General features: G+C 70.6%; 9 protein-coding genes. 7 read left to right on the forward strand and 2 right to left on the reverse strand.

Annotation, left to right across the window (positions count from 1 at the left end; translation table 11 throughout):
- Window positions 1-240: 240 nt before the first annotated feature.
- The 5 genes from ABGB17_RS24775 (at window position 241) to ABGB17_RS24795 (ending at window position 6,719) form a co-directional block, all read left to right on the forward strand.
- Window positions 241-1,233 carry an ABC transporter permease subunit gene (locus tag ABGB17_RS24775; RefSeq protein WP_347633520.1) on the forward strand — a complete coding sequence of 331 codons (993 nt, stop codon included), beginning with the start codon at window positions 241-243 and terminating at the stop codon, window positions 1,231-1,233.
- 2 nt (window positions 1,234-1,235) lie between these two features.
- Entirely contained in the window at window positions 1,236-2,102 is an 867-nt protein-coding gene (locus ABGB17_RS24780; RefSeq protein ID WP_347633541.1) for a carbohydrate ABC transporter permease, read from the forward strand.
- Between the two features lie 51 nt (window positions 2,103-2,153).
- Window positions 2,154-3,806: an extracellular solute-binding protein gene (locus tag ABGB17_RS24785; protein ID WP_347633521.1), complete on the forward strand. Its 1,653-nt coding sequence runs from the start codon at window positions 2,154-2,156 to the stop codon at window positions 3,804-3,806.
- Window positions 3,807-3,885: 79 nt separating this feature from the next.
- Window positions 3,886-4,692 (forward strand): hypothetical protein, encoded by an 807-nt coding sequence (locus tag ABGB17_RS24790; RefSeq protein ID WP_347633523.1) that lies wholly within the window; start codon window positions 3,886-3,888, stop codon window positions 4,690-4,692.
- A complete protein-coding gene (locus tag ABGB17_RS24795) occupies window positions 4,689-6,719 on the forward strand; it encodes an alpha-glucuronidase (RefSeq protein ID WP_347633525.1) in 2,031 nt (676 codons plus the stop codon). Before ABGB17_RS24790 ends, ABGB17_RS24795 begins: the two co-directional genes overlap by 4 nt.
- A gap of 127 nt (window positions 6,720-6,846) precedes the next feature.
- Here the strand turns inward: ABGB17_RS24795 and ABGB17_RS24800 are convergent, their stop codons facing one another.
- The gene (locus ABGB17_RS24800; RefSeq protein WP_347633527.1) at window positions 6,847-8,871 is read right to left on the reverse strand and encodes a beta-galactosidase; all 2,025 of its coding nucleotides are present in this window, start codon (window positions 8,869-8,871) and stop codon (window positions 6,847-6,849) included.
- 287 nt (window positions 8,872-9,158) lie between these two features.
- On the opposite strand from ABGB17_RS24800, the gene ABGB17_RS24805 reads away from it, so the two are divergent.
- Complete coding sequence (locus tag ABGB17_RS24805) at window positions 9,159-10,184, forward strand: LacI family DNA-binding transcriptional regulator (protein WP_347633529.1); 1,026 nt, start codon at window positions 9,159-9,161, stop codon at window positions 10,182-10,184.
- Complete coding sequence (locus ABGB17_RS24810; protein WP_347633531.1) at window positions 10,181-11,191, forward strand: LacI family DNA-binding transcriptional regulator; 1,011 nt, start codon at window positions 10,181-10,183, stop codon at window positions 11,189-11,191. The genes ABGB17_RS24805 and ABGB17_RS24810 overlap by 4 nt, the downstream gene beginning before the upstream one ends.
- A 42-nt stretch (window positions 11,192-11,233) precedes the next feature.
- Here the strand turns inward: ABGB17_RS24810 and ABGB17_RS24815 are convergent.
- Window positions 11,234-11,568: cellulose binding domain-containing protein (locus tag ABGB17_RS24815; protein WP_347633533.1), on the reverse strand; the 335-nt coding region annotated here is incomplete at its 5' end.

Genomic DNA, 11,568 nt, shown 5'->3' on the forward strand with positions numbered 1-11,568 from the left:
TCCGTGTTGCCGGGAGACTCCGGTCAGCGGCTTTACCAGGACCTGGGATGACCGCTGTCCCGGGCGTTGACCGGGGTCTTGACTTGGCTCTACCCGGCGCCTATATTTCCGCGTTATTAACAATGCTTTCTGAAACTTTCGGCTCGCATCGCCGCGTAGTTTTCCCGCCCCCGGCGGGACGACTCCGTGCCTCGCCGGGCGCCGCGGACGCACGATGACCGATGACACGGAGGCGCGAGGATGAGCACAGCCGGGACGGTCGACGCCTCCCCTGGCGTCCGGGAGCCGCGCGAGCCCGAGCCGCCCCCGTCCCGTCGCAAACGCCCTCCGGACCGCACCTGGCGCCAGGCGTTGCGCCGCGACTGGCGGTTGTACTCGCTGGCGATCCTCCCGCTCGTGTTCTTCCTGGTCTTCCGGTACCTGCCGATGATCGGCAACGTGATCGCGTTCCGGAAGTTCGAGCCCGGCGGCAGCGTGCTCGGCGAGGAGTGGGCGGGCCTGCGCTACGTGCGCATGTTCCTCAACGATCCGACGTTCTGGCACGTGTTCACCAACACGCTGATCATCGGCGGGCTGACGCTGCTGTTCTGCTTCCCCATGCCGATCGTGCTCGCGCTGCTGATCAACGAGGTGCGGCACCAGCGCCTCAAGCGGTTCGTCCAGTCGGTGTCCTACCTGCCGCACTTCCTCTCGATGGTGGTCGTGGCCGGCCTCATCTACGAGCTGCTGTCGGTGGACGGCCCGGTGAACCAGCTCCTGCGCGCGGTGGGGGACGACCCCATCGCGTTCCTGCAGGAGCCGGAGTGGTTCCGCACGATCTACGTCTCCTCGGAGATGTGGCAGACCGTCGGCTGGGGGACGATCCTCTACCTGGCCGCGCTCACGACGATCGACGACCAGTTGTACGAGGCGGCCCGCATCGACGGCGCCGGCCGCTGGCGCCAGATCTGGCACGTGACCCTGCCCGGGATCCGGCCGACGGCGGTCACCCTGCTGATCCTCAACATCGGCGCGTTCATGGCGGTCGGGTTCGAGAAGGTCCTGCTGCTGTACAACCCGCTGACGTACCCGACGGCCGACGTGATCACCACGTACCTGTACCGGATCGGCCTGTTCTCCAACAGCTTCAGCTACGCCGCGGCGATCGGCCTGTTCGAGGCGCTGATCGGGCTGATCCTGGTCTTCTCGGCGAACCTGATCTCCCGTCGATCGGTGGGGACGAGCCTGTGGTGACCATGCACACGAGCCGGGGCCAGCGGGTCTTCCGGGTCGTCAACGGCGTCGTCCTGACGCTCGTCGTGATCGTGACCCTGTACCCGTTCGTCAACATCGTCGCCCGCTCGCTCAGCGACGAGTACGCCATCAGGTCGGGCCAGGTGAACCTCATCCCCCGCGGGTTCACGCTCAAGACGTACGAGTACATGATCTCCGACCCGACGTTCTGGACGAACTACCGCAACACCGTGGTGTACACGGTCGTCGCCACGGTGATCGCGATGGTCATGACCACCTGCTACGCCTATGTGCTGTCCAAGAGGCATCTGAAAGGCCGCACGGCCCTGATCGGGATCGCCGTCTTCACCATGTTCTTCTCCGGCGGCCTCATCCCCAACTACGTCCTGATCACCAGCCTCGGGCTCAAGGACAGCATCTGGGCGATCGTGCTGCCCAACGCCGTCAACGTCTTCAACCTCCTGATCATGAAGACGTTCTTCGAGGGGCTGCCGGTCGAGCTGGAGGAGGCCGCCGCGATCGACGGCATGAGCACGTACGGCATCCTGCTGCGGATCGTGCTGCCGCTGTCGAAGGCGGTGATCGCCACGATGACGCTCTTCTACGCCGTCGCCTTCTGGAACTCGTGGTTCGCCGCCTTCCTCTACATGAGCCAGGCCGACCTCTTCCCGGTGACCGTCTACCTGCGCAACCTGATCGCCGGCGCCACCACCGCGACGTCGATCGGCGCCGACGCCGGCGACCTGACGGTGGCCGCCAACATCAAGGCGGTGACGATCGTGCTCACGATCCTCCCCATCATCGGGATCTACCCCTTCGTCCAGCGGTACTTCGTCCGCGGGGTCATGCTCGGCGCGGTCAAGGGATGAGGACATCGGCTCCGGCCCGGACGCTGCCCACCCCCCCGAGAAAGGACCCCCATGTACGAGATGAACCGGCGTCAGGCGATCGTCGCCATCGGCGCGTTCCTCGCGCTCGCCGGCTGCGGCGGCGACGAGCAGCCCAAGAAACCGGCCGGTGACGACTTCACGGGCAACCGGGACGGCGCGATGTCTAGCTACGGCCCCGGCACCCAGTTCAAGGCCGCCGTGCCGCTCACGTTCAGCGTCCTCTACAACAACCACCCGTTCTATCCGATCAAGAACGACTGGTTGTTCTGGTCGGAGCTCACCAAGCGGACCAACGTGACGCTGCAGCCGAGCGTGGTGCCGCTCAGCGACTACGAGAACAAGCGCAGCCTGCTGATCGGCGCCGGTGACGCCCCGCTCATCATCCCGAAGACCTACCCCGCCCAGGAGACCCCTTTCGTCGCCTCCGGTGCCATCCTCCCGGTCAGCGACTACATGGACCTGATGCCGAACTTCAAGGACAAGATCGCCAAGTGGAACCTCCAGGGGGACGTCGACACCCTGCGCCAGGCGGACGGCCGCTTCTACCTGCTCCCCGGCCTCCACCAGGACTACTGGGTGGACTACACGCTGGCCGTCCGCGAGGACATCATGGAGAAGCTCGGGCTCAAGGTCCCGGAGACCTGGGACGACGTGTACACCATGCTGAAGGCGATGAAGGCGGAGTACCCCGACTCCTACCCCCTGTCCGACCGCTGGAGCATCCCCACGGTCGGCGGCAACCTGCTGAACATCCTCGGCGCGTCCTACGGGGCACCCGGCGGCTGGGGCTACCGCAACGGCGTGATCTGGGACTCGGCCGCCCAGAAGTTCGCGTTCACCGGCGCCACCGAGCAGTACAAGCAGGTGCTCCAGTACCTCAACAAGCTGGCGCAGGAGAAGCTGCTCGACCCCGAGACCTTCACCCAGACCGACGAGCAGGCGATCCAGAAGCTGGTGTCGGGCAAGTCCTTCGTGATCAGCACCAACGCGCAGACGCTGGTCAACGAGTACCGGCCGCCGCTGTTGAAGGCGAACCCGGACGCCAGGCTCGTGAAGATCCCGCGGCCGTACGGGCCGCTCGGGCCGATCAAGGCGGCCCCGCACGAGACCCGCCTGGAGAACGGCATCATGATCTCCAAGAAGGCCCGCGACAGCAAGAACTTCGTCGCCATGATGCAGTTCATCGACTGGCTCTGGTACTCCGACGAAGGCCAGGTGTTCGCCAAGTGGGGCGTCGAAGGCACCACCTACACCAAGGACGGCTCCGGCAAGTTCAAGCCGGCGCCTGACGTCGATTTCGTCGGCCTCAACCCCAAGGGGGCCAAGCACCTGCAGAAGGACTTCGGCTTCCACAACGGCGTGTTCGCTTACGGCGGGACCACCGAGCTGCTCCAGTCGACCTTCTCCGACGAGGAGGTGGCGTTCCAGAAGGTGATGAACGCCCGTAAGGCCCTGCCGGTGGAGCCGCCGCACCCGCTCACCGACGAGGAGCGCGAGCAGGCGACGTTGTGGGAGTCGCCGCTGAAGGACCACGTCACCCAGAACTCGCTGAAGTTCATCCTCGGCAAACGCGACTTCGGCGACTGGGCCGCCTACGTCGCCGAGCTGGAGGGCAAGAGCATGGGGGCCTACGTCAACCTGGTGAACGGCGCCTACGAGCGGTACAAGAAGGAACACGGCTGACCGCCAGGCCGGCCGCGCCCGCACCGGGCGCGGCCGGCCGGCGCGCGAGCGAAGGACCATGACGCCTGGAGTCTTCTGGATGACCGACACGACCGGCAGGACCGACACGACCGGCAGGACCGAGACGACCGGCAGGACCGAGACGACCGGCAGGACCGACACGACCGGTGTGATCGGCGGGACCGGCGGGACCGGAACGGCCGGCGCGGCCGGCGCGCCGGCGTTCGGCCGAGGACCTCTTTCCCGCGTCTCCGCGTACGTCTACACCCTGCTCGTGGTCGAGCTCCTGTTCCTCGCCGCCACGCTGCCGGGCCTCGTGGGGCTGATGCTGCTCGACCGGCACGCGGCCAACCTGCCGCTCGCCGCGGTGTGCCTGCTGCCGGTCGGCCCCGCGCTGTCGGCCGCGGTGTACGCGGTGCGCCACCGCCGCCTGGACCTCACCGACCTCCAGCCCGCGGCGGCGTTCCGGCGCGGCTACAAGGCCAACGTCCGCGGTGTCCTGAAGCTCTGGGTGCCCTGGCTGGCGTGGATGACGATCCTCGGGACCAACCTCGCGAACTTCGCCGCGAGCGGCGTCCCCGACTGGTGGGCCGTGGTGTCGGTCGTCGTCGCGGTGGCGGCGGCCCTGTGGGGCGCCAACGCGCTGGTGATCACGTCGTTGTTCACGTTCCGCGCACGGGACGTGGCCCGGCTGTCGGCGTACTTCCTCACCCGTTCCCCCCGGGCGGCGCTCGGCAACGCGGGCCTGCTCGTGGTGGCGGCCGTCCTCACGCTGGCCGCGTCCGAGGCGGTGCCGGCGCTGCTGGTCTCGGTGTTCGCGGCGGTGCTGCTGTCGAACGGCCGCACGATGATCGCCGAGGTCCGGGACAGGTTCACTGCCTCATGACCGCGAGGCAAGGCGTCCACCCCGCGTGGCTGCCGCCGGAGGCGTTCCGGGCGATCGGATCGCGCCGCACGATCGTGCTCGGCGACGGCCCTCTGGCCGGCACCGTACGGGACGAGGTGGCCGAGGCCCGCGCCCGGTACGGCGGCGCCGGCGGCCCGCCGTACGACCTCGTGCTCGCGCTCGCCGCGACCAGGCCCCTGCCCGCCGCCGCCGAGGCGGTCCTGGCCGAGTCCGCGCGGCGGTCCGGCGGCCCGATCGGGGACGAGGGGTTCGTGCTCGCCCGCCGCGACGGCGTCACGGTGCTGCTCGCGGGCGGCCCGGCCGGCCTGCTGTACGGCCTGTTCCACGTGGTGCGGCTCGGCGAGCGGGCGTTCGGGGCCGCGTTCCCGGCCGAGCACCACCGGCCCGCGACGCGCCTGCGGGTGCTCGACCACTGGGACAACGTGGACGTGCACCCGGTGATGGGCCAGGTCGAGCGCGGCTACGCGGGCGGCTCGATCTTCTGGCGGGACGGCGCCCCGCGCGGCGACCTCGCACGGGTGCGGGCCTACGGGCGGCTGCTTGCCGCGTGCGGGGTCAACGCGGTCACGGTGAACAACGTGAACGTGCACGCCACCGAGGCGCGCCTGCTGACCGAGCGGCTCGGCGACGTCGCCGCGATCGCGGACACGCTGCGGCCGTACGGCGTCAGGGTGCATCTGGCGGTCGGGTTCTCCTCGCCCGTCGACCCCGGCGGGCTGCCGACCGCCGACCCGCTCGACGACGACGTGCGCGAATGGTGGGCCGGAGCCACCGAACGGGTCTACGGGATGATCCCTGACTTCGGCGGCTATCTGGTGAAAGCCGACTCCGAGGGGCGGCCCGGCCCCTTCGCGTACGGGCGCGGCCACGCCGAGGGGGCGAACATGCTGGCCGAGGCGCTGGAGCCGTTCGGCGGCGTCGTGCGCTGGCGCGCCTTCGTGTACGACCACCGGCAGGACTGGCGCGACCGGTCCACCGACCGGGCCCGCGCGGCCTACGACCACTTCGTCCCGCTGGACGGCCGGTTCAGGGACAACGTGATCCTCCAGGTGAAGCACGGCCCGATGGACTTCCAGGCACGCGAGCCGGTGTCGCCCCTCATCGCGGCCATGCCGGCCACCCGCCTCGCCGTGGAGTTCCAGGTGACGCAGGAGTACACCGGCCAGCAGCGGCACGTGTGCCACCTCGCCCCCATGTGGAGCGAGGTGCTCGGTTTCCGTCCCTCCGGGCCGGGCGGGCCGGACGTCGCCGGCATCGTCGCGGGCGCGGACGGCGGGCTGGCGGGTGTGTCCAACGTGGGCGACGACGCCTACTGGACCGGCCACCCGCTCGCCCAGGCCAACCTCTACGCGTTCGGCCGGCTCGCCTGGGCGCCGGGGGCGGACCCGGGCGCGATCCTCGACGAGTGGATCGGCCTGACCTTCGCGGCGGCCGGTGACCTGGAGCGGCTGCGCCGTACCCTGCACGCGATCATGGACGGCTCCTGGCGCACCTACGAGCGGTACACCGCGCCGCTCGGCGTCGGGTTCATGGTCAGTCCCGGCCACCACTACGGCCCCCACGTGGACGGCTACGAGTACTCCCCCTGGGGCACCTACCACCACGCCGACCGCGACGGCGTCGGCGTGGACCGCACCCGCGCCACCGGCACCGGGTTCACCGGCCAGTACCCGCCGCCCTGGTCGGAGGTGTACGAGTCCCTCGAACGGTGCCCCGACGAGCTGCTGCTGTTCTTCCACCACGTCCCGTACGGGCACGTGCTGCGCGGCGGGTCCACCGTCGTCCAGCACATCTACGACACCCATTTCGCCGGTGTCGAGGAGGTGGCGGCGGCGCGGTCGCGGTGGGAGGGGCTCGCCGGAGTGGTGGACCCGGACCTGCACGCCCGCGTGACGGCCCTGTTCGACGAGCAGTTCCGCTGCGCGACCGAGTGGCGCGACCAGGTGAACGCGTATTTCTTCCGCAAGTCCGGCGTGCCGGACGCGCGCGGCCGCCCCATCCCGTGACACCTGGGAGGCGGGCCCCCGGCGGGGCCCGCCTCCGTCGGTGTCCCTCAGGGGCGTGTCACCATGCCCTCCTGGCTCAGGAGGCGGTGCAGTTCAGTGCGGGGGTGGCGGCGGTGCCGCCGCCGGATCAGCGCGCTCTCTGGATCACCGCGGCGCCGAGGGGGGCCACGGTGACCTCGCCGGTGACGGGTGTCCCGGTGAGGAGGTCCGTCCCCTCACCGGTGAGGGGGACGGTGGCGGTGAGGTCGGCGCTGTGGTTGAGGAGGAAGAGGTATTCGTGTCGTTCGTCCTCGCGCACCGTGCATTCGAGGTGGGCCGGAAGCCCTTCGAAACGGCTGCGCACGCCCGCGGCCCGCACCTCCTCCAGCACCGTGGCGGCGAAGGCGTCGTCGTTCAGGAGGGTGGCGAAGTAGACGACCCGGCCGGAGCCGAAGGAGTTCGCCACGACCGCGGCCCTGCCCGCCAGCAGCCCGTCGGTGTACGTGGCGAGCGCCGTCCCGGTCTCCAGGTGGATGTCCTCCCGCCACCAGCTCGCGGTCGCCGTGCGGCCGCCGGAGAACCGGACGGCGAACTCCTCGCCGGGACGCGCCGGCCAGTACTCGTCGATCTTGGCGCCGATGAGCCGGCGGAACGCCCCGGGGTAACCGTCGGGGCGCACGCGGTTGCACGCGTCCACCACGCCGGAGAAGAAGGACATCAGGACCGTGCCGCCCGCGCGGGCGAACGCGGTGACGGCCTCCGCCCCCTCGTCGTCGATGAGGTAGGCGTTGGGGACGACCAGCACCTTGTAGGGGTTCAGGTCACTGCGCGGGGACACGACGTCGACGGCGTGGTGGTGCTCCCACAGCGGGGTGTAGTGCCGCATGACGGTCTCGGGGTAGCTGAAGTCGTTCCTCGGCAGCCCGGCGACCTCCTCCAGCCCCCACCAGCCGTTCCAGTCGAACAGGACGGCGATGCCGGCGCGGCTGGTCGTCCCGGCCACGGGGGACAGCAGGCGCACCTCGCGGCCGAGATCGGCGACCTCGCGGAAGGTCCGCGAGTCCGGGCCGGAGTGCGGCAACATCGCCGAGTGGAAACGCTCCTGCCCGCCGCGGCCGGCCCGCCACTGGAAGAACATCACCGAGTCGGCGCCGCGTGACACCGCCTGGAGCGAGCCGAGGCGCATCCGTCCGGGCTCCTTGACGACGTTGAGCTTCCACTGGCTGACCGCACTGGCGGCCTGCTCCATCAGCAACCACGGGCGACCTCCCTTGAGCGAGCGGAACAGGTCGAACTGGAAGGCCGCCGGGACGTGGGAGCCGGGATCGGCCGGGTCGGGATAGATGTCGAGCGCCGCCGCGTCCTCCTCCTCGGCCCACCTCCAGTAGTCGGCGTTGCGGTAGAAGCGCATGAAGTTGGTCAGGACCGGGATGTCGGTGCGGTAGGAGCGGACGATGTCCCGTTCGGCGATGTAGCACTCCAGCAGGGCGTCGGAGGTGAAGCGCTTGAAGTCGAGGATGCGGCTGGGGTTCATCCACGTGCGCGGGTGCTCGGGCACCGCGATCTGGTCCCAGCCGGTGTAGACCTGCCCCCAGAACCGGGTGCTCCAGGCGTCGTTCAGGGCCTGCAGGTCGCCGTACCTTCTCCTGAGCCAGAGCCGGAAGTTGACCGAGGCGGCCTCGTTGTAGGCCGTCGGGCCGTACTCGTTGCTGATGTGCCACATCACCAGCGCCGGGTGGTAGGAGTAGCGCTCGGCCAGTCGGGTGGTGATGGCGGCGGCGTACTCCCGGTAGATCGGGGACGAGGGGTCGTAGTGCAGGCGGTTCCCGAAGCCGAACCTGCGGCCGTCCGCCATGACGGGGAAGACCTCGGGGTGCTTGTGCGTCAGCCAGACCGGCGGCGCCGCGGTGGGGGTGGCCAGGTTGACGCCGATGCCGTTCTTGTGGAGGAGGTCCATGACCTCGTCGAGCCAGCCGAACTCGTACTTGCCGGGCTCGGGTTCCAGTGACGCCCACGCGAAGACGCCGAGCGAGACGAGGTTCACGCCGGCCTCGCGCATGAGCCGGACGTCCTCCCGCCAGATCTCCGGTCGCCACTGCTCGGGGTTGTAGTCGCCGCCGTACGCCAGGCCGCCGATCCGCCTCCTGAAGGCGTGCATGCGGTGATCGGTCATCTGAGAGCTCCCGTGGTGATGCGGGCCGGCCGTGCCGGAGGAGGAGCCGTGCCTGTGCCGGCCGATCGCCGGAGGCCGCGCCCGCGGCCGACGATGGCTGACGCAATTGATTACCTCGTTTTTCTGCATCGGATGGTGGCACGGCCTAAAACACGCGTCAATGAAAAGGCCGAGAAACTGCCGCTCAGACGGCTGTTGCGGAGAATTCGCAAGGAATATTCGTTGTTTCATTGCACAGAGTTGCATTACCGGGATAACGTCGCGACTGGCCGCGGGAAAGGAGAGGGATGTCCACCGGACCGACCATGGCGACCGTCGCGAAGGTCGCCGGCGTCTCGGTGCCCACCGTGTCACGCGTCCTCGCCGGCAAGCCGAACATCTCCGAGGAGACCCGCGAGCGCGTGCGGGAGGCGGCGCGTGCCATCGGCTACGTGGTCCCGAAGGAGTTCCGGCGGGGCCGCGGCAGGATGGTCGACCTTCTCATCACGAGCACCGCACCGGCGTGGGCGGGAGAGCTGGTCGCCGGTGCCGAGCGTGCCGCCTACTCCTCCGGGTACACGCTGGCGCTCACCGTGACGAGCCATCCGCGGTTCGAGCTCGCGGAGTGGACGCAGGCACGGCGCTCCCGCCCGTCGGACGGTGTTCTGCTCGTCCTCTCCGATGCCCGCCACGACGACGAGATCGCCGCGCTGGCGCAGGTGCCGGGGCCGCTCGTCCTGGTCGACCCCGTGGGCACCCGGGAGTCGGAGGTCCCGACGGTCGGCGCGACCAACTGGTCCGGCGGCGAGGCGGGGGCCCGCCATCTGCTCGACATCGGTCACCGGCGCGTGGGCTTCATCGGCGGGCCGCGCGCGATGCGGTGCACGCGAGAGCGGTACGAGGGATACCTCGCCGCGCACCGGGAGTTCCGCGTCGCCCCCGACCCGTCGCACAGCCGGTACGGCGACTTCACGGTCACGGCGGGCGCCGAGCACGGCGGGGCGCTGCTCGACCTCCCGGCCCCGCCCACCGCCGTCCTCGCCTGCTCCGACATCCAGGCGGCGGGGGTGTACCAGGCCGCTCTCAAGCGAGGGCTCCGCGTGCCGGAGGACGTCTCGGTCGTCGGGTTCGACGACGTGCCGATCTGCGCGATGCTCGCCCCTCCGCTGACGACGGTCCGCCAGCCGCTCGCGGAGATGGCCGCGGAGGCCGTGCGTCTCATCGTGCAGGAGCAGTCACGGCGGGGCTCGGCGAGCGGGCGCAGGGTGGAGATCGCGACGTCGCTCGTCGTGCGGGAGAGCACCGCCCCGCCGGCCGGCGGTGGCACGCCATGAGCGGCGGCGGACACGGGCGGGTGGGGGTGCGGATGACGACGGTCGCGCAGGTCGCGAACGTCTCCCAGAGCGTCGTGTCGAAGGTGCTCAACGAACGGCCGGGGGTGTCGGACGCGGTCCGGTCGCGTGTCATGGAGGCGGTGCGGGCGACAGGGTACGAATGGCGCCGGCGCAGATCGCGCACGGAGACGATCGAGGTGGTGTTCGGCACCGTCGTGAACGCCCTCAACGCGCCGTTCCTGCGCGGGTTCTGGAGCGTGATCCGGGAATCCGCGTACTCGCTCGTGGTGAGCCACGTCGACGCCGACGGCGAGTGGATCGGCGACCTCCTCGCGCACCGGCCGAGGGGCGTCGTCCTGGTGGTCAGCCCCGTCCCGCCGATCGCGGCCGAGCGGCTGGCGCGCGCCGGCATCCCCACCGTGGTCGTCGACACCGTCGGGGACGCGCCGGGTGGGATGAACGCGGTCGGGGCGACCCAGTGGCGGGGCGGCGAGACGGCGACCGCGCACCTCACCGGGCTCGGCCACCGGCGGATCGCGCTGCTGTCGGGGCCGCTCCACCTGACCTGCTGCCGCGCACGCCTCGGCGGCTACCTGGCCGCGCTGCGCGACGCGGGTATCCGCCCCGAGCGCGCGTTCTGCCGTTCGCTGCGCTTCCAGTCCGCGCCGGCGAGACGCGTGGCCCACGCCATGCTCGACCTGCCCTCCCCGCCGACCGCGTTCGTGGCGGGCAACGACCTCCAGGCGTTCGGCGTCATCGAGGCGTGCGTCGAGCGCGGCCTGCGGGTGCCCGAGGACGTCTCCGTGGTGGGGTTCGACGACGTCGACGCCGCCGTGACCGCGGCCCCCGCGCTGACGACGATCCGCCAGCCGTTCGAGGCGATGGCGGCGGAGAGCATCCGGGTGCTCGACGCCGTCACCGCGGACCCGGGCCTCGCGCCGGTACGGCTGGACCTCGCCGTCGGCCTCGTCCTCAGGGAGTCGACGGGACCGGCACGCGACCGGTGACGGTCGCGTGCCGGTGGGCCGTCGTCAGGGCCGTCGCAGGTGTCAGGAGACGCCGCAGGTCAGCGCCGGCGTGGCGGCGGTGCCGCCGGCGGTGAAGCCGAACGTGGTGGTGGCACCGGCGGCGAGACCGCCGTTCCAGGACTCGTTCCGCACGGTGACGTTCGCGCCGGAGCCGGAGCGCACGCCTCCCCAGAGCTGGGTGATGGCCTGGGAGCCGGGCCACGTCCAGCTCACCGTCCAGCCGCTGATCGCGCCGGCGCCGGCGCGCACCGTGACGCTGGACTGGAATCCGCCGCTCCAGGAGTTCACCGTCTCGATCGTCGCGGTGCAGCCACCGGCGGTCGGGGTGGGCGTCGGGGTGGGGGTGGGTGTCGGGG

Origin of the sequence: Sphaerisporangium sp. B11E5, from assembly GCF_039871875.1 — a bacterium.
GTDB lineage: Bacteria > Actinomycetota > Actinomycetes > Streptosporangiales > Streptosporangiaceae > Sphaerisporangium.